Origin of the sequence: Burkholderia sp. BCC0097 (assembly GCF_902832985.1) — a bacterium.
GTDB lineage: Bacteria > Pseudomonadota > Gammaproteobacteria > Burkholderiales > Burkholderiaceae > Burkholderia > Burkholderia orbicola.
Map to the genome: position 1 here is coordinate 922,492 of NZ_CADFDM010000001.1, position 17,992 is coordinate 940,483.

General features: G+C 64.7%; 15 protein-coding genes. 10 read left to right on the forward strand and 5 right to left on the reverse strand.

From position 1 onward, the window contains the following. Nucleotides 1-34: 34 nt before the first annotated feature. The 3 genes from HWX07_RS04085 to HWX07_RS04095 all read right to left on the reverse strand — a co-directional run bounded on the left by HWX07_RS04085 (nucleotide 35) and on the right by HWX07_RS04095 (nucleotide 6,536). The gene (locus HWX07_RS04085; RefSeq protein ID WP_244129919.1) at nucleotides 35-1,543 is read right to left on the reverse strand and encodes a sugar porter family MFS transporter; all 1,509 of its coding nucleotides are present in this window, start codon (nucleotides 1,541-1,543) and stop codon (nucleotides 35-37) included. 564 nt (nucleotides 1,544-2,107) lie between these two features. Further along, entirely contained in the window at nucleotides 2,108-3,046 is a 939-nt protein-coding gene (locus tag HWX07_RS04090) for a response regulator transcription factor (protein WP_175875479.1), read from the reverse strand. Between the two features lie 67 nt (nucleotides 3,047-3,113). Next, complete coding sequence (locus HWX07_RS04095; RefSeq protein WP_175875274.1) at nucleotides 3,114-6,536, reverse strand: ATP-binding protein; 3,423 nt, start codon at nucleotides 6,534-6,536, stop codon at nucleotides 3,114-3,116. Nucleotides 6,537-6,760: 224 nt separating this feature from the next. Here HWX07_RS04095 and urtA point away from each other — a divergent pair, with 224 nt between their 5' ends. The 8 genes from urtA to HWX07_RS04135 all read left to right on the forward strand — a co-directional run bounded on the left by urtA (nucleotide 6,761) and on the right by HWX07_RS04135 (nucleotide 14,487). After that, the gene (gene urtA, locus HWX07_RS04100) at nucleotides 6,761-8,035 is read left to right on the forward strand and encodes an urea ABC transporter substrate-binding protein (RefSeq protein ID WP_011875581.1); all 1,275 of its coding nucleotides are present in this window, start codon (nucleotides 6,761-6,763) and stop codon (nucleotides 8,033-8,035) included. A 55-nt stretch (nucleotides 8,036-8,090) separates the two neighbouring features. Next, nucleotides 8,091-9,008 carry an urea ABC transporter permease subunit UrtB gene (gene urtB, locus HWX07_RS04105; RefSeq protein WP_011547490.1) on the forward strand — a complete coding sequence of 306 codons (918 nt, stop codon included), beginning with the start codon at nucleotides 8,091-8,093 and terminating at the stop codon, nucleotides 9,006-9,008. Between the two features lie 55 nt (nucleotides 9,009-9,063). Next, on the forward strand, nucleotides 9,064-10,233 hold the full coding sequence (gene urtC, locus HWX07_RS04110) for an urea ABC transporter permease subunit UrtC (RefSeq protein ID WP_175875275.1): 1,170 nt from the start codon (nucleotides 9,064-9,066) through the stop codon (nucleotides 10,231-10,233). Nucleotides 10,234-10,236: 3 nt separating this feature from the next. Next, complete coding sequence (gene urtD, locus HWX07_RS04115; protein WP_027806124.1) at nucleotides 10,237-10,980, forward strand: urea ABC transporter ATP-binding protein UrtD; 744 nt, start codon at nucleotides 10,237-10,239, stop codon at nucleotides 10,978-10,980. A gap of 34 nt (nucleotides 10,981-11,014) precedes the next feature. Then, the gene (gene urtE, locus HWX07_RS04120) at nucleotides 11,015-11,704 is read left to right on the forward strand and encodes an urea ABC transporter ATP-binding subunit UrtE (protein ID WP_012339826.1); all 690 of its coding nucleotides are present in this window, start codon (nucleotides 11,015-11,017) and stop codon (nucleotides 11,702-11,704) included. 61 nt (nucleotides 11,705-11,765) lie between these two features. Next, complete coding sequence (gene fmdA / locus HWX07_RS04125; RefSeq protein ID WP_124460632.1) at nucleotides 11,766-13,004, forward strand: formamidase; 1,239 nt, start codon at nucleotides 11,766-11,768, stop codon at nucleotides 13,002-13,004. A 37-nt stretch (nucleotides 13,005-13,041) separates the two neighbouring features. Then, on the forward strand, nucleotides 13,042-13,377 hold the full coding sequence (locus HWX07_RS04130; RefSeq protein ID WP_069231277.1) for a zinc ribbon domain-containing protein: 336 nt from the start codon (nucleotides 13,042-13,044) through the stop codon (nucleotides 13,375-13,377). A gap of 84 nt (nucleotides 13,378-13,461) precedes the next feature. After that, nucleotides 13,462-14,487 carry an aliphatic amidase gene (locus HWX07_RS04135; RefSeq protein WP_175875276.1) on the forward strand — a complete coding sequence of 342 codons (1,026 nt, stop codon included), beginning with the start codon at nucleotides 13,462-13,464 and terminating at the stop codon, nucleotides 14,485-14,487. Nucleotides 14,488-14,608: 121 nt separating this feature from the next. Here the strand turns inward: HWX07_RS04135 and HWX07_RS04140 are convergent, their stop codons facing one another. Together HWX07_RS04140 and HWX07_RS04145 are read right to left on the reverse strand one after the other, a co-directional pair. Next, entirely contained in the window at nucleotides 14,609-15,778 is a 1,170-nt protein-coding gene (locus HWX07_RS04140) for a porin (RefSeq protein ID WP_175875277.1), read from the reverse strand. 378 nt (nucleotides 15,779-16,156) lie between these two features. Then, nucleotides 16,157-16,462, reverse strand: a complete 306-nt coding sequence (locus HWX07_RS04145) for a DUF4148 domain-containing protein (RefSeq protein WP_077178366.1) — start codon at nucleotides 16,460-16,462, stop codon at nucleotides 16,157-16,159. Nucleotides 16,463-16,739: 277 nt separating this feature from the next. Here HWX07_RS04145 and HWX07_RS04150 point away from each other — a divergent pair, with 277 nt between their 5' ends. Next, nucleotides 16,740-16,949, forward strand: coding sequence for a hypothetical protein (locus HWX07_RS04150; protein ID WP_175875278.1), 210 nt, complete (start codon nucleotides 16,740-16,742; stop codon nucleotides 16,947-16,949). 292 nt (nucleotides 16,950-17,241) lie between these two features. Beyond that, a complete protein-coding gene (locus tag HWX07_RS04155; protein WP_244129920.1) occupies nucleotides 17,242-17,988 on the forward strand; it encodes a response regulator transcription factor in 747 nt (248 codons plus the stop codon). Nucleotides 17,989-17,992 lie beyond the last annotated feature (4 nt).

A 17,992-nucleotide genomic window follows, 5' to 3' on the forward strand; every position in this document is an offset into this window, starting at 1 on the left:
GCGGGATGGACGTGACTGGCTTGACCGTGTCCGATCATGAATGGCGCGGCCCGAACGTTCCGCGCTTCAATGCGCGTTCGATGTCCTCGAGGCTGCGACCGCGCGTTTCCGGCACCATCGAATAGATAAACACCCATGCGAGTGCGTTGAGACACGCGTACGCCCACATCGCACCGCCGACACCGAGCCATTTGGTCACGGTCAGCGCAGTGCCGGTCAGCAGGAGGTTCGAGCCCCATAGCATGGCGGCGTGCGCGCCGGTGGCCTGGTTGCGAATCGCGACGGGGTAGATTTCCGCGCCCGTCAGCCAGCCGATGACCTGGATACCGCCGGCGTTGAACACCATGAACGCGATCAGGCAGATGACGATCCACAGTTGCTGCATGGGCAAAACGAAGTCGCCCCGCAGCAGGCAGCCAAGCAGGACGAGGCTGGCTGCCGCGACGGGCAGCGTCGCGAGGCTGAGCGTGCGGCGGCCGACATGGTCGACGATCAGCTTGCCGATGAAGGTCATCACGAGATAGGTGACGGCGACGCCGAGTGCGGCCCAGAGCGATGCCGACGCGCCGAACCCCGCGTCGCGAAGGAACGTCGGCGTGTAATAGATCATCATCTCGATGCCGCTGAGCTGGGTGAACGCGGCGACGCCGAGGCCGGCAATGAGGGCGGGGCGTACCCAGGGCTCGCGCATCGTGCGCCAGCCCGATGTCGCGCCGTCCTGCTGCCGCTCGACCACGTCCCGAATGTCTGCAATCTCGTGTCGGACGGCCACTTGGGATTCCCGCACCTTCGACAACTCGCCATGCGCATCGGCGATGCGATCCTGCTCGACGAGCCAGCGCGGGCTGCGCGGCAGTCGGGTCATGCCCACCATCAGGATGACCGACGGGATGACCGCGATACCGATCATCGCGCGCCAGGAAAACAGGTCGTTACCCGCGACGCCGATCAAGGCCGCGAGCAGGATGCCGATGCCGATCGAGACGTTGAAGTAGGTCACCAGGCGGCCGCGCTTGTCCGGCTCCGCGAGTTCCGCGATGTAGGTCGGCACGATCTGCGTCGAGCCGCCGACCGCGAATCCGAGCACGAGCCGGGAAGCGGCAAGGGACCACGCGTCGGGCGACAGGGCGGCAGCCAGCACGCCGGCCGCATAGATCGCCGAGACGATCGTAATGGTCTTGCGGCGTCCGAATGCGGCCGACATGCGGGTGCCGGCCAGCGCACCGATCACCGCGCCGAGCAGGATCGCCGCGGCGACGAGCTCCTGCGCGCGGTAGTCGAGGCCGAAGTCTCGCGCGATGAGGGGCAGGGCGCCCGAAATGATGCCGGTGTCGTACCCATAGAGCCCGCCGGCGATCGCCGCGATCGATGCGACGGTGCGCATGTAGGCGGACGGGGTGGGCCGGGGGCGGGCCGCGGGTGTGTCGGGAAGGACGGAATCAGAAGCCATGACGGTTTTCCTTGTGGTGCGGCTCGTCGCCCGGGGCGAACGAACGCGTAACGTGACGGCATGTGCCCACTCCGGTAACAGGCGCCGCCGCACGTGCGGCAACGCGTCGCTGAAGTCGCGGAGCGGGAAGTCGCGGACGGGCGCTCAGCCGAGCGCGTGGCTGTGGCCGGGCGGCGTGCCGCCGCGTCGGGCACGTGGACCGCGCCGACAGGAGGGACTTCCGGTTTGTACGTGGGGTGATTGCTTCGTCATGTCGGTCACCGAGTAGGGAAATCGCTCACGGCCCATCCAAACCGGTTTGGGTCGAAGGCGCGACGATTCCTCTGGTTGAGCACGATCTGGAGCCGCACTTTGGAGCAAGGCGCCAGTGTCTCCTCTGGCGCTTCACGGCCTGCGTTGCAGGCGAACGATTCCGCTGTTGCCGGGTGGAATCGTGACGGTATTTCGGCGGACCAACAGGTCAGGCGCCGAAACAGGGGATGCCAGCCGAGAGGGGCTGGCGGGCTATGGCCTCGTGGCGCGCGCTACAGGAAGCATGTCGCTCGAGACATGAACAATTATCCAGAATAAGAGCAAAAGATCAAGTTTACGAAATTATGCCCCGGCGAGCGGCCTGATAAGGGGGCGGGGAGTCGATGATCCGGCGATCCGGTCCTGTCACGTGCGCTCGAGCATCTTGATCGCAGCGGCGGCCGCTCCCGCACGGGTCTCGACATGGAGCTTGCGGAACAGGTGTTCGAGATGCTTGTTCACCGTGCGCGCGGCGATGCCCAGGATGTCGCCGATATCGCGGTTCGTCTTGCCGTGCGACACCCAAAGCAGCACTTCGGCCTCCCGCATGGTCAAGCCGAAGCGTTCGGCGAGTGCATTGCAATGCACGGTGTCGTCTCTTTCCTTGAGGATCACGATCCATTCGCCCGGTTCCGGGCCGCGCGTCGCGCTGGCCGAGCGGCGGATCTGGCCCGAGCTGAATTCGTGCACGGCGTCTCCCGGGGCGCCGCGCGCGAGCCAGTCGACGAACCAGGTGCGCAGTAGCGCGGGCAGCTGCGTCGGCGTATCGGTATCGCGTGCGTTCGTGGTTGGGCGGGCATCGGCGGGGGCGTCATGCGCGCTCGTGTATGCAGCGATATGACGTGCAGCCTGCGGGCTCTGCCACCGAATCGTGCCGTCCGCGCCGACGATCAGCGCGGCGCGCGTGTCGAGCGACAGGGCGGCCTCCGCGTACAACTGCGCGCGTGAACGCCGCACGTGAGCACCGATGCGCGCGCACAATTCCTCGGGCTGCACCGGCTTGGTCACGTAATCGATGCCGCCCACGCGAAAGCCGCGTACGACGTGCTCGCTTTCCGTCAACGCAGTCATGAAGATGACGGGCAGATGCTCGTGGCGTCCATCCTGCTTGATCCGCACGCATGTTTCGAAGCCGTCCATGTCGGGCATCATGGCGTCGAGCAACACCACGTCGGGCGTCACGCGCGCGAGGCGTTTGAGCGCGTCCTCGCCGGACAGCGCGACGATCACCACGTAGCCGTGCGCCTGCAGCGTGTCGGAAAGGAAGGCGAGGTTCTCCGGCGTGTCGTCGACGATCAGGATCATGGGCCCTTCGCGCAGCCATGCGGCCGGGTCGCCGGCGATAGGGGAGGCCGCGATCGTGGTGTGTGCGTCACGCGTTCGCGCCGCGCGCGAGTCGGTCAAGTTCATGCTCGAGTTCCCTTAGCTGAAAACGTTCCGCCAACGAGCGCAACGCGTCGATTTGATCCCGCAACCCGGGCCGGGCCTCGCGGGCGGCGTCGAGTGCTTCGATCACGCCCTGCACGTAGCCGACTTCGAGATGCGCATGCAGATGTTCGATGAGTTCGCGTGGCCATGCGGCGGGCGTGGGCGGCGGTGTCGCCGCCGGTCGCGCGCTGGCGCCGGAGTCCGATGCGATCCAGTCGAGCGTCAGCAGTTGTGCGAGCTTGTCGAGCAGCAGGTTCACCTGCAGCGGTTTCACCAGATAACCCTTGCATCCGGTCGCGCTCGCCCGATCCCGGTCGTCGGCGAACGCGTTGGCGGAGAGCAGCACGATGGGCGCGTTCGACAACTGATTCTCGGAGATCAGGCGGCTGGTTTCGTAACCGTCCATCAGCGGCATCGAAATATCCATGATGATCGCGTCGGCCGTGTGCATCGCCAGCCAGCGCAGCGCATCGGTGCCGCTGGCCGCTTCAGCGACGTCGAAGCCGAGCGGCGTGAGCAATTGCACGACGATGTCGCGCTGATCGTCGAGGTCGTCCACCACGAGAATGGTGCGGCGCGCACCCGTATAGCCGCGAATCGACGCGAGTTCGGCGTGGGTTTCGGCCGCCGCGTCGACGGCCGGGGCGAACAGGCGCACCACGAAGCGCGTGCCGTGCCCGACTTCGCTGTCCACTTCCAGGCTGCCGCCGAGCGCTTGCGTGAGCAAGCGGCAGATCGTGAGCCCGAGACCGGCGCCGTGATCGTATGCATGGGCCGCTTCGCCGCGTTCGAACGGGAGGAACAGGCGCTCCAGTTCGGCGGGCGGGATGCCGGGGCCGGTATCGACCACCTCGAATTTGAGCGTATCGAGCACGTGGCTCACGCGCAGCGTGATCGTGCCGCTCGACGTGAAGCGGATCGCATTGCCGATCAGGTTGGTGAGGATCTGGCTCATGCACTTCTGGTCGGTGCGCACGGTGGCGGGCAGCCGACCGACCGTCTGCACGTCGAAGGCGAGCGCTTTTTCGAGCGCCTGCGGACGCAGCATCGACGTCAGGTGCGCGACGAAATCGGCGAGGGATACCTTGGCGATGTTCAACTGAAGCTTGCCCGCCTCGATGCGCGCGATGTCGAGCAGGCCGTCGACGAGCGCGAGCAGATGCTCGCCGCTGCGATGGATCGTGCGCACGGCGTTGTAGCGCATGGGCGTGAGTTCTTCCTTCGCCTGCAGCAGTAACTGTGCGTAGCCGAGAATGCTGTTCAGCGGCGTGCGCAACTCGTGGCTCAAGCCGGACACGTAACGGCTCTTGGCCTGGTTGGCCGATTCCGCGGCGGCGGTCGCGCGCTTGAGCGCCGCGTCGGTTTTCTGATGCGCGTCGATTTCGAGCATCAGCAATTCGTTTTGCCGCTGCGACTCTTCTTGCGTGACGCGGCGGTTTTCGCGCTCCAGCACGAACCACCAGGCCGCGATGCAGCCCACCAGCGAGAGCGCGAGAAAGATATTCAGAAAACTGCCGGAGAGCGCGTGGGCGATCGATGGCCCGGCGGCGCGCATCGACGTCGCGCTCTGCGCCCAGATCAGATAGAGCACGCTGCCCAGTACCGCGAGCATGGCCAGCACGAGGCTCGCATAGTGAATGAGGCGCAGCGCGGCAGGGCCGAGCCGCGCGCCCGGCAGCACGCGATGCAGCGCGCGGTCGGCCTGCGACGCGAAGCGCGCGTGCGGCTTGCAGCGATCGTGGCAGCGCGAGTCGAGCGAGCAGCACAGCGAGCAGATCGTGCCGCCATAAGCCGGGCAATGCGCCGTATCGTCGGGTTCGAAGGTGTTTTCGCAAATCGCGCAGCGCAGCGAAGTGGCGTCGCCGGTCGGTTGCGCGGCGCGGGCAATGTAATAGCGGCCGCGGGTGAGTACCGCGAGCAGCGGCGCGCATGCGAACGCCGCACCGAACGCGATGAACGACGACATCGCCTGGGCGAGCACGCCGAACAGGCCGCTGTGCGCGAGCATCGCGACGGCGGCCGCGATCAGCATCGCACCGACGCCCACGGGGTTCACGTCGTAGAGATGCGCGCGCTTGAATTCGATATGTCGCGGGCTATAGCCGAGCGGCTTGTTGATGACGAGATCGGCGAACAACGCGCCGATCCACGCGATCGCGATGTTCGCGTAGAGCGACAGCACCTTGGCGATCGCATCGAACACGCCCATTTCGACGAGCAGCAACGCGATCATGACGTTGAACACGAGCCATACCACGCGGCCCGGATGGCTGTGCGTGAGCCGCGCGAAAAAATTGGACCACGCGAGCGAGCCCGCATAGGCATTGGTCACGTTGATCTTCAACTGCGAGACGATCACGAACAGCGTCATCGCGGGCAGCGCCCAGCTCGCGAGGCCCAACGGATCGAGCAGCAGATGATAGGCGACGAGGTACATCTGCGTGGGCTGGGTGGCGTGGACGGCATCGACTTCGTACTGCAGCGCGATGAAGGCGAGCAATGCGCCGCCCAGCATCTTGAGCGCGCCGGGCACGATCCAGCCGGGCCCCGTCGAGAGCAACGCGAACCACCAGCGCGTGCGGTTCTTCGCGGTGAGCGGCGGCAGGAAGCGCAGATAGTCCACCTGTTCACCCACCTGCACGATCAATGCGAACACGACCGTCGACGCTTGGCCGAAGGCGATCAGGCTGAAAGCGCGGCCTTGCGGCGCGAAGCCCGCGAAGGTGGTCCATTGCGCGATCAGGTCGGAATGGCGCCACAGCACGGCTGCGTAGGGCAGCACGAACAGGACGAGCCACAGCGGCTGCGTCCAGCTTTGCAGGCGGTTGATGAGCGTGATCCCGAACATGACGATCGGAATCACCACGAGCGAACTCACGACGTAGGCGATCGCCAGCGAAATATGGAAATACAGCTGGAGCGCGAGCGACATGATGGCCGCTTCGAGCGCGAAAAAAATGAACGTGAACACCGCATACAGCAGTGATGTGACCGTCGAGCCGATATAGCCGAAGCCCGCGCCGCGCGTGAGCAGGTCCATGTCCACGCCGTAGCGCGCCGCGTAATAGCTGATGGGCAGACTGGTGAGCCAGATCAGCACGGAGACGGCCGCAATGGCCCAGACCGCATTCGTGAAGCCGTAGTTGACGACGAGACTGCCGCCGATCGCTTCCAGCACCAGAAACGACACCGCGCCGATCGCCGTATTGGCCACGCGCAGCTCCGACCAGCGCCGGAACGAGCGCGGCGTGAAGCGCAGCGCATAGTCCTCGAGGGTTTCGTCGCCGACCCAGGCGTTGTAGTCGCGGCGCACCTTGACGATGCGTTGCGTGCCGGGCGCGCCCACTGACGGGTGACTCTGGGACATGAGGATGATCCGAAATGGTGCGAAAGCGGCACGAGCGGGGCGCGAACGGCACAACGGCGGACCACGCCGCTCAGGATCGCCCTGCAATGCAAATTACATTCCAGTCCGCGCACCGGGAATACGTCGATTGACGTATTCCGATCCTCAAATTGGCTTCCTACATTGCGTCCAACCTCGACCCAGCCCGCAGCGATCCGCGCCGGGCACCCGATAAGGAGAACGTGATGTCCGCAGACGATCGATTCGATGACGATGCCCGGATGCCCTCGCCGCTGCGCCGGAAAATGCTCGGCGGTCTCGCCGCCGCGCCGCTGATGGCGCTGGGCCTGCCGCGCGGCGCGTTTGCGCAGACGCCGCCCACGGCGAAGGTCAACACCACGCGCCTGGCGGTCACGGACACCACGGTGACGGTCGGCCAGCTGCACTCGGCCACGGGCACGATGGCGATTTCCGAAACCGGCTCGATCCAGGCCGAGCGCCTCGCCATCGAACAGATCAACGCGATGGGCGGCGTGCTGGGCCGCAAGATCCAGATCATTCAGGAAGACGGCGCCTCCGACTGGCCGACCTTCGCCGAAAAGTCGAAGAAGCTGCTGGAGAACGACCACGTCGCGGCCGTGTTCGGCTGCTGGACCTCGGCCTCGCGCAAGGCGGTGCTGCCGGTGTTCGAGAAGGACAACGGCCTGCTGTATTACCCGACCTTCTACGAGGGCCTCGAACAGTCGAAGAACGTGTTCTACACGGGCCAGGAAGCGACCCAGCAGATTGTCTGGGCGCTCGACTGGGCCTCGAACACGAAGAAGGCCAAGACCTTCTTCCTGATCGGCTCCGACTACATCTGGCCGCGCACGTCCAACAAGATCGCGCGCCGCCATATCGAGCAGCATCTGCACGCGAAGGTGGTGGGCGAGGAGTATTACCCGCTCGGCACGACCGAATTCGCGTCGCTGATGAACAAGATCAAGCTGGCGCGCCCGGACTGCATCTTCGCGACCGTGGTGGGCGGCTCGAACGTGGCTTTCTACAAGCAGCTCAAGGCCGCGGGCATCACGCCGCAGAAGCAGTTCCTGCTGACGCTGTCGGTGACCGAGGACGAAGTGCTCGGCATCGGCGGCGACAATTTCGCGGGCTTCTATTCGTCGATGAAGTACTTCCAGTCGCTCGATAACGACAACAACAAGAAGTTCGTCGCGGCGTTCAAGGCGCGCTACGGCCAGAAGTCGGTGATCGGCGACGTGACCCAGGCCGCCTATCTCGGCCCGTGGATCTGGAAGGCCGCGTGCGAGCGCGCGGGCAGCTTCGACGTGGACAAGGTGGTCGCGCATTCGGCCGGCATCGAAGTGGCGAACGCGCCGCAAGGCTACGCGAAGGTCGATGCGAACCACCACCTGTGGAGCCGCTCGCTGATCGGCCAGGGCCAGGCGGACGGCCAGTTCAAGGTCGTCGCGCAGTCGGAGCAGCCGATCCAGCCGAATCCGTTCCCCAAGGGCTACATGTAATCCGTCAACCGCAGCGGCGCGGCGGCCGATGACGCCGCCGCGCGAGGAGCGTTCGATGTCCGCTACCGATATTTTCAACATCACGCTGATGCAGGGCTTCGCCGGTCTGAGCCTCTTCAGCGTCCTGCTCCTGATGGGGCTCGGGCTCGCCGTGATCTTCGGCCAGATGGGCGTGATCAACATGGCGCACGGCGAATTCATGACGATCGGCGCCTATACGGTCTACCTGTTTTCGTGGTTTTCGCAGAACGTCTGGCACGCGCTCACGCCCGTGTATTTCTTCTTCGCGATTGTCGCGGCGTTCGCGCTGGCCTTCGCGGCGGGCTGGCTCGCCGAATGGGCGCTGATCCGCCATCTGTACAAGCGCCCGCTGGACACGCTGCTCGCCACCTGGGGCCTGAGCCTCGGCATGCAGCAAGTGTTCCGCTCGACCTTCGGGCCGAAGGAGGTGAGTCCGGCGCTGCCCGACTGGCTGATGGGTTCGTGGGAACCCACGCCCGGCCTCGACATTCCGGTGAGCGGCATGTTCGTGATGGGCCTCGCGCTGTTGATGACGGGCGGCCTGCTGCTCGCGCTCTATCGCTCGCGCTGGGGCCTGCGCGTGCGCGCCACGGTCGCGAACCGGCCGATGGCGAACGCGGCGGGCATCAACACGCGGCGCACCGACCGCATGACGTTCGCGATCGGCTGCGGCATCGCGGGCGTGGCGGGCGCGGCGTTCACGGCGATCGGCTCGACGGGGCCGACGAGCGGCTCGCTCTATATCGTCGATTCGTTTCTCGTCGTGACGTTCGGCGGCGCGGCGAGCCTGCTCGGTACCGTGGCGTCGGCGTTCGGCATCGCGCAGATGCAGTCGATCAGCGAGTTCTTCCTGTCGGGATCGATAGCGCGCGTGCTCACGCTGCTCACCGTCGTGGTGATTCTCATGCTGCGCCCGCAGGGCCTGTTCGCGTCGAAGGTGCGGCGCGTTTAAGCGCGCGTCGATGCACGCGCGTCATTCACAGCTTCATTCGACTGGAGAGATGGACATGGAACCCATCCAACCCGCGGCGGGCGCCGTATCCCCGCGATCCCGCCCGGGCGCGCCGCCGGCCGGCTGGCGCGCTCGCGTCGCGCGGCTCGACGCGTCGGGCTACGCGGGCATCGTGCTGCTCGCGCTGCTGATCGTGGTCGTGTTTCCGCTCGCGCTCGACACGTTCCGCCTGAACCTGATGGGCAAGTACCTGACCTACGCGTTCGTGGCGATCGGCCTCGTGATCGCGTGGGGCTATGGCGGGGTGCTCAGTCTCGGCCAGGGCGTGTTCTTCGGCCTCGGCGGTTACGCGATGGCGATGTTTCTCAAGCTCGAGGCGTCCGATACGGCCGCCACGCACACGCAAACCACGCCGGGCATTCCCGACTTCATGGACTGGAACCAGCTCACCGCGCTGCCCGCCTGGTGGAAGCCGTTTCACTCGTTGCCGTTCTCGATCCTCGCGGTGCTCGTCGTGCCCACCGCGCTCGCCTTCGTGATCGGCTACGCGATGTTCAAGCGGCGCGTGGGCGGCGTGTACTTCGCGATCATCACGCAGGCGGTCGCGCTGATCCTCTCGGTGCTGATCATCGGCCAGCAAGGCTATACGGGCGGCGTGAACGGCATCACCGATCTGCGCACGCTGCTCGGCTGGGACATCCGCACCGATCACGCGAAGCTCGTGCTGTATTTCGTGAACGCCGCGCTGCTGATCGGTGCGCTGCTCGTCGGCCGCTGGGTTCAGCGCAGCAAGCTCGGCACGCTGCTGCTCGCGATGCGCGACAAGGAAGACCGCGTGCGCTTCTCGGGCTACGACGTCGCGATGTTCAAGGTGTTCGCGTTCTGTCTCGCGGCGATGCTCGCGGCCATCGGCGGCGCGATGTTCACGCTCCAGGTGGGCTTCATGTCGCCGTCGTTCGTCGGCATCGTGCCGTCGATCGAAATGGTGATCTACGCGGCCATCGGCGGGCGCATGTCGCTGGTCGGCGCGGTGTACGGCGCGATCCTCGTCAATCTCGGCAAGAGCTGGTTCTCGGAGAGCTTTCCGAACCTTTGGCTCTATCTGATGGCGGCGATGTTCATCGGCGTGGTGATGGTGTTTCCGAACGGGCTGGCGGGCCTCTACGACGAGCATGTGCGCCCGCGCGTGCGGCGGCTGCTCGGCGTGGCGAACAAGGGGGCGTGAAGCATGAGCAATACCGACTTTCTGCTCGCGATCGAAGACCTGACCGTGTCGTTCGACGGCTTCAAGGCGATCGATTCGCTCAATCTCTATCTCGAACGCGGCGAGCTGCGGGTGGTGATCGGCCCGAACGGCGCGGGCAAGACCACGCTGCTCGACCTCATCTGCGGCAAGACGAAGGAAACGGCGGGCAGCATCAAGTTCCGCAACGAGGAAATCACGCGTCTCGCGGAATTCCGCCGCGTGCGTCAAGGGATTGGCCGCAAGTTCCAGACGCCGTCGATTTACGAAAACCTGAGCGTGGCGCAGAACCTCGAAGTGTCGTTTCCGCGCGGCCGCAGCGTGTTTGGCGCGCTCGCCTATCGCGAGGATGCCGAGGTGGCCGATCGCGTGCGCGACGTGGCCGATGAAATCGGCCTCGCCGCCACGCTCGATATGGAAGCGGGGCTGCTTTCGCACGGCCAGAAACAGTGGCTCGAAATCGGCATGCTGCTCATGCAGGACCCCGAACTGCTGATGCTCGACGAGCCGATCGCAGGCATGAGCGTGCGCGAGCGCGAACTGACGGCCGAGCTGCTCGACCGCATCTGCCGCAATCGCTCGATGATCGTGATCGAACACGACATGGCTTTCGTGGAGCGTATCGCGCACAAGGTCACGGTCATGCATCAGGGGAAGATTCTCGCGGAAGGCCCGATGGCGCAGGTGCAGGCCGACCCGCGCGTGATCGACGTCTACCTGGGCCATTGAGTCCGCCACCGGACGACAACACGGAGAACACATCATGCTGGAAGTCGACGATCTCGTCGTCAGCTACGGCCAGAGCGAAGTGCTGCACGGCATCGACTTTGCCGTCGCGCAAGGCGAAAGCGTGGCCGTGATGGGCCGCAACGGCATGGGCAAGACGACGCTGTTCAAGGCGCTGATCGGCATGCTGCCGGCCAATCGCGGCACGGTGCGCGTGGCCGGCGCCGACGTCTCGAAGGACGAGAGCTACCGCCGCGTGTCGAAGGGCATCGGCTACGTGCCGCAAGGACGGCAGATTTTCGCGTCGCTGACCGTCGAGGAAAACATCCAGACGGGCCTCGAAAACGCGCAGAGCCAGCGCGTGCCCGACGAGCTCTACGCGTTGTTCCCCGTGCTGTTCGACATGAGAAAACGCAAGGGCGGCAATCTGTCGGGCGGCCAGCAACAGCAACTCGCGATCGCGCGTGCGCTCGCGACCGACCCGAAAGTACTGCTGCTCGACGAGCCGACCGAAGGCATCCAGCCGTCCGTCATCAAGGACATCGCCAAGGCGCTCAACCAGATTCGCACGAGCCGCAATATCGCCATCGTCGTGTCGGAGCAGGTGTTGAGCTTCGCGCTCGACGTGGCCGACCGCCTGTTCGTGATCGAGGGTGGGCGCTTCGTGCACCAAAGCACGCGCGATGCGGGCGACACCGACCGCATCCGCGAGTACCTGTCCGTCTGAGCGCGGCGCGGCGCTCGCGCGCCGCGCCGTATGTCAATCCGCGAACCCAGGAGCGAACGTCATGCCCGAGACTCTCATCAAGGTCGACCTGAACCAGTCGGCCTACGAAAACGAACAGGTGCACAACCGCTGGCACCCCGACATTCCGATGGCCTGCTGGGTCAAGCCCGGCGACGATTTCATCCTCGAAACCTACGACTGGACCGGCGGTTTCATCAAGAACGACGACAGCGCCGACGACGTGCGCGACATCGACCTGTCGATCGTGCACTTTCTGTCCGGCCCGGTGGGCGTGCACGGCGCGGAGCCCGGCGACCTGCTGGTGGTCGACCTGCTCGACATCGGCGCGAAGGCCGACAGCCAATGGGGCTTCAACGGCTTCTTTTCGAAGACGAACGGCGGCGGCTTTCTCACCGATCATTTTCCCAGCGCGCAGAAATCGATCTGGGATTTTCACGGTGTCTACACGAGCTCGCGCCATATTCCGGGCGTGAATTTCGCGGGCCTGATTCACCCCGGCCTGATCGGCTGCCTGCCCGATCCGACTCTGCTGGAAACCTGGAACGCGCGCGAAACCGGCCTGATCGCCACCGCGCCGGAGCGCGTGCCGCCGCTCGCGAATCCACCGTTCGCGGCCACCGCGCACATGGGCAAGCTCGCGGGCGACGCGCGCGACCAGGCCGCCGCGCAGGGTGCGCGCACGGTGCCGCCGCGCGAGCATGGCGGCAATTGCGACATCAAGGATCTGTCGCGCGGCTCGAAGGTATTTTTCCCTGTGTACGTGGATGGCGCCGGCCTGTCGGTCGGCGACCTGCACTTCAGCCAGGGCGACGGCGAGATCACGTTCTGCGGCGCGATCGAAATGGCCGGCTGGGTGCATATGCGCGTGAATCTCATCAAGGGCGGCATGGCGAAATACGGTATCCGCAACCCCGTCTTTCAGCCCAGCCCGATCACGCCGACCTATAACGACTACCTGATTTTCGAGGGCATTTCCGTCGACGAGCAGGGCGGCCAGCATTATCTCGACGTCACCACCGCGTATCGCCAGGCGTGTCTGAACGCCATCGAGTATCTGAAGAAATTCGGTTATTCGGGCGCGCAGGCGTATTCGCTGCTTGGCTGCGCGCCGGTGCAGGGGCATATCAGCGGCGTGGTGGACATTCCGAACGCATGCGCGACCTTGTGGCTGCCCACGCAGATCTTCGACTTCGACATTCGCCCGAATGCCGACGGCCCGATCCAGTACATCCAGGGCGGGGTGGATCTGCCGTGTTCGCCGGATCTCGCGAAGGCGTGAGCGACACACTGAAATCACGCCGGAACAGGAGGCTGTCATGCCAATCTACGACTTCGAATGCGCAAGCTGCGGGCCGTTCTCCGTCATGCGCCGCATCGCGGATCGCGAACAACCGTGCTGCTGTCCCGACTGCGGCGCGCAAGGCGACCGTGTCGTCAGCGCACCCTCGCTCGCGCTGATGGGAGGGGCACGCCGTGCGGCACACGCGACCAACGAGCGTGCCGCGCACGCGCCGCGTCAGTCCGGCGACGGGCCGCCACTGCGCCATCGCGCCGGTTGCAGTTGTTGCTCGGGCGGCGCGGCGAAGCTCGCCGGCACGGCGTCGGACGGCCTCAAGCGGCCGGCGGGACGGCCGTGGATGATCAGCCACTAAGGTGTGCCGCGCGCGAGCCGATGCCCGGAAGCAGCGGCCGTCGCGTGCGGCATCAACGTGTACGTGTTAGAGGAGGAAAGCGTCATGCGACAGGGTGATATTTCCAGCAGCCGAGATTGTGTGGGTGTCGCGGTGGTCAACTACAAGATGCCGCGTCTGCACACGAAGGCGGAGGTGCTCGACAACGCGCGCCGTATCGCCGACATGGTGGTCGGCATGAAGCAGGGTTTGCCGGGCATGGATCTCGTGGTGTTCCCCGAGTATTCGACCCACGGCATCATGTACGACCGCCAGGAGATGTTCGATACGGCGTCGACGATCCCCGGCGACGAGACGGATATCTTCGCGGCGGCATGCCGCAAGGCCAACGTGTGGGGTGTGTTCTCGATCACGGGCGAGCGCCACGAGGAGCATCCGCGCAAGGTGCCGTACAACACGCTCGTGTTGATCGACAATCGCGGCGAGATCGTGCAGAAGTATCGCAAGATCATGCCGTGGACACCGATCGAAGGCTGGTATCCGGGCGACCGCACCTATGTGACGGACGGGCCGAAGGGCCTCAAGATCAGCCTGATCATCTGCGATGACGGCAATTATCCGGAGATCTGGCGCGACTGCGCGATGAATGGCGCCGAGCTGATCGTGCGCTGCCAGGGCTATATGTATCCGGCGAAAGAGCAGCAGGTGATGGTCGCGAAGGCGATGGCGTGGATGAACAACACCTACGTGGCAGTGGCCAACGCCACCGGCTGGGACGGCGTGTATTCGTACTTCGGCCATTCGGCGATCGTCGGATTCGACGGGCGCACGCTCGGCGAATGCGGCGAGGAGGAAATGGGCATTCAGTATGCGGAGCTGTCGCTCGGCATGATTCGCGACGCGCGGCGCAACATGCAGTCGCAGAATCATCTATACAAGCTGCTGCATCGCGGGTACACCGGCACGATCCATTCCGGCGACGGCGCGAACGGCGTCGCGGACTGTCCGTTCGGGTTCTATCGCGACTGGATTGCGGATCCGGACGCCACGCGTCGCCGTGTCGAAGCGCTCACGCGTGCGACGCCTGGTACGCCGGAGTGCCCGATCGAAGGCATTCCATACGAAGACTGAGTGCGTACGCGCGGGTGTAATCGGGCGAATTCATGAACGCGATTCGCATCGGTTTCGATCGACTCGCCGGCGCCCGCACCGAAGCCGCGCCGAGCGGGTTCCGGTGCGGGACTCCGACGGGTTAGAAGCGATGCACCATGCCCATGCGATAGACCATCTGGTTCGGCCCTGACGACGCGCCAGCCGATGCGTCCACGATCTGGGCTTCGTCAAAGCTGGTCCCGGTACGGGCGCTGACGACATGCTGCCACGCGCCTTGGAGATACAGCGAAGTGCGCTTGCTCAGGTCATAGTCGAGCATCATGCCGATCTGGTGCCACTTGGGGACATATTTCGTGTCGGACGTGTACAGATGCGCCATGGTGAACGTGTAGGACGCTCCCAGCCAGAGGGCATGAGTGAAGTAGTACTGAGCATTGAGTTCGAAGTTATCGAATTTCCACGCATTCCACGTCGCGCCGTCTTGCAGGGCGGTATTGTCGATCCACGCATTGCCGGCGGGGTTGTAGACATCGACATGGGACCACGCGGCGCCGACGAGTACGTGGGTAAACTGGTAGGAAGCCGCTACGCCGATGTCCTGCTGCGACGAGCCGTTGAAGAGATCGCCACTGTTGACCGCGCCACCCGCCGCGAGCCCGGGATTGTTGAGCTTCAGGTAGGACGCCGCCGCAGTCAGGTTGCCGCTCTGGTAGTTCAGCGTGGCGCCCCAGACGCGATTGTTCGAGAATCCGCCGGGCTGGTTGCTGAAGCCGTACATCGCTTCCGCGGTGAGTCCGCGGTATGTCGGGGTCACGTACTTGACGGCATTGTTGACGCGGAAATCCCAGTCCGTATTGTCGTTGTCGAACGGGTGGGTCGCGATGTCGCCCGCCCAGTTGCCGGCCGCCGTGATGCCGCCGAAGCCGAGCGCGTCGACGCTGGTATCGTACTGGCGTCCGAGCGTGAGCGTGCCATACCGTGAAGACGACAGGCCCACGAACGCTTGACGGCCGAACATGCTCGAATCCTGACCGAGCTTGCCGCTGTTCACGTTGAAGCCGTTTTCGAGCTGGAAGATGGCCTTGTCGCCGCCGCCCAGGTCTTCACTGCCTTTCAAGCCCCAGCGGCTGCCGAATGTGTCTCCGCTCGACATCTGCCAGGCGCGGTGACCGCCTGCATTGCTCGTGAAGTTGAGGCCTTCGTCTATCAGCCCGTATAGCGTGATGCTCTGCTGGGCGTGCGCCGTGCCTGCGAGCAAGAGTGCCGGCGCGAATACGAACCAGGGCAATTTCTTCGATCGACGTTTCATTGAGTTCCTCTGACGGTGTGGTGGGGCAGTCGGCGCTGGATGGCGCTGACTTCGATGTCGTCCCGGAATGCGATCTCGGCGGACGAGGCAGTGTAGGCAGAGGAAAAGCGGTCGCCGCAACGTGCACGGAAAGACTATTTTTCAGTATTCGAAAGTGTCATGCGCCGATGGATGCCCCACGGAAAAATGCGGTGCCTTGGAGCCGCATGGCGATCGAACGCCTTGCGATGTGTTGTTTTATATCTCTCGACGATTGACATGAAGATTTATTCGCGTGAAGCGTCGACATATCGGAACGGAATGTGGGGCTACCCAAAAAAAACGCGCGCGGCCACGAGGGTTCGCGCGCAAACTCGGAGAACGGGTGCAGCAGGCGATTCAGTTGCCGCTCGACGCGACGGTATTGGCCGCCCCGGCACAATCGTGCTGGTACTTCTGCATCAGGCGCGCCTGTGCCGAATCGATATCGTCGGGATAGCTGCTCTCGTCCCCGGACGACGGGTTGTAGCCGACGGACTCCAGCTCGTTCAGTTCGTTGACGAGCTGCCGGTGAGAGACCGGGCCTTTCGCATGCACGAACGGATAGTCATGACATTGCGCGGACGTGAGCTTCGTCCCGGCATGCGCGGAGACGCTCAATGCGAGCATGGCGGCGCACACGAGATAACGGACGGGATGATTCATCTTCGGCTCCTGGATAGCGTTGGGTCGAGGCCGTACGGCAGGATGCCTGCGTCGGCCGCGAGACGAAGATTAGGCGCGGCGGACTAGCTAAACGACAGCGCGATGATGAAACATGTTTTAGGCAAGCTCGGCTCGGGCCATGCACCGGTCGCCGCATGCATTGAAGGTTAAAGAATCGTTCATGCGCGTGCTTCCGGATGGTTAGGCGCGGCGGCGTATCGTCGAGCGATGGATCGATCGATGCCGCGCGCCGCGCGGTGGACACTGGGGTAAGGCAATGAAATCAAAGATCATCATGGCTGGGCTGGTCGCGTTGATGGGGGCGTCGCTGCCGGCGTTCGCGAAGGTGCAGGGAACCGGGCTCGCGATCGCCGATGTGACGCTCGCGAACGCGAAAGCCGAACAGCGGGATCGCGCCATCGATGCCGCACGTGATCTCGCGTCGCATCGTGCGGACGCGGCCGGCACACCATCGCACCCACGCTGATCGCGCGGCGGCGCGCACCGTTCTCAGCCGGTCGCGGCGGCTCGCGTGCGTCGCGAGCCGTGGTACGAAATCGTGTCGCAAAGGCAAGCATGCCGGGTCGTTTTCAGCCTCCGTTGCAATGGCAAATAAGTCAGGATCGAAGCCGACCTTGACGTTATGTTGCCGGATATGAAACTTTCTTCACGAAGCCGACGCGCATCTTTTACGCGTGCACGCATAAGCTCTGCACGAGCGCGTTCGGCCGTCGGGCATCGAAGCGCATACGTCCCTTCGACGAAGACGAGAATCGTACATGGCATCATCCGCTTCCCCGGTCAACGAGCCGGCCCCGCCTGACAAGCCGGCCGTGGACGGCACGGCCGTCGCGCACGTCCTCACGATCGAAGACGACGAAATCACCGCGAACGAAATAGTCACGGAGCTGGAGGGGCGCGGCTTTACGGTCGAATGGGTGGCGAACGGGCGTGATGGCATGGCCCGCGCGCTCGGCAACGAGTTCGACGTGATCACGCTCGACCGGATGCTGCCGGTGGTCGACGGCCTCACGATCCTGACCACGATGCGCAGCGTCGGCGTGCGCACCCCCGTGCTGATGCTGAGCGCGCTCGGTGATGTCGACGAACGGGTCCGCGGGCTGCGTGCGGGGGGCGACGACTACCTGACCAAGCCGTTCGATCCCGAGGAAATGGCCGCGCGCCTGGAGGTGTTGCTGCGCCGGAGCCAGGCCGCGCCGGCCACGTTCGACACGACGCTGGTCGTCGGCCCGCTCAGGCTCGACCTGATCTCGCGCAAGGCGTTTCGCGACGGCGAGGAAATCGTGTTGTTGCCGACCGAGTATCGCGTGCTCGAATACATGATGCGCAATGCCGGGCAAACCATTACGCGGACGATGTTGTTCGAGGCCGTATGGGGCTATCACTTCGATCCCGGCACCAACCTGATCGAAGTGCACATGGGCCGGCTGCGCAGGAAGATCGATCCATCCGATGCGAAGCAGATGATCCAGACCGTACGCGGCGCAGGGTATCGCCTTGGCTGAGCCG

Coding starts and splice junctions, on each gene's coding strand:
- HWX07_RS04130 (WP_069231277.1), top strand. CDS start 13,042: ATGCCAATCTACGACTTCGAATGCGCAAGCTGCGGGCCGTTCTCCGTC.
- urtD (WP_027806124.1), top strand. CDS start 10,237: ATGAGCAATACCGACTTTCTGCTCGCGATCGAAGACCTGACCGTGTCG.
- urtA (WP_011875581.1), top strand. CDS start 6,761: ATGTCCGCAGACGATCGATTCGATGACGATGCCCGGATGCCCTCGCCG.
- urtC (WP_175875275.1), top strand. CDS start 9,064: ATGGAACCCATCCAACCCGCGGCGGGCGCCGTATCCCCGCGATCCCGC.
- HWX07_RS04155 (WP_244129920.1), top strand. CDS start 17,242: ATGGCATCATCCGCTTCCCCGGTCAACGAGCCGGCCCCGCCTGACAAG.
- urtB (WP_011547490.1), top strand. CDS start 8,091: ATGTCCGCTACCGATATTTTCAACATCACGCTGATGCAGGGCTTCGCC.
- HWX07_RS04150 (WP_175875278.1), top strand. CDS start 16,740: ATGAAATCAAAGATCATCATGGCTGGGCTGGTCGCGTTGATGGGGGCG.
- HWX07_RS04090 (WP_175875479.1), bottom strand. CDS start 3,046: ATGATCCTGATCGTCGACGACACGCCGGAGAACCTCGCCTTCCTTTCC.
- HWX07_RS04135 (WP_175875276.1), top strand. CDS start 13,462: ATGCGACAGGGTGATATTTCCAGCAGCCGAGATTGTGTGGGTGTCGCG.
- HWX07_RS04145 (WP_077178366.1), bottom strand. CDS start 16,462: ATGAATCATCCCGTCCGTTATCTCGTGTGCGCCGCCATGCTCGCATTG.
- HWX07_RS04095 (WP_175875274.1), bottom strand. CDS start 6,536: ATGTCCCAGAGTCACCCGTCAGTGGGCGCGCCCGGCACGCAACGCATC.
- HWX07_RS04140 (WP_175875277.1), bottom strand. CDS start 15,778: ATGAAACGTCGATCGAAGAAATTGCCCTGGTTCGTATTCGCGCCGGCA.
- urtE (WP_012339826.1), top strand. CDS start 11,015: ATGCTGGAAGTCGACGATCTCGTCGTCAGCTACGGCCAGAGCGAAGTG.
- fmdA (WP_124460632.1), top strand. CDS start 11,766: ATGCCCGAGACTCTCATCAAGGTCGACCTGAACCAGTCGGCCTACGAA.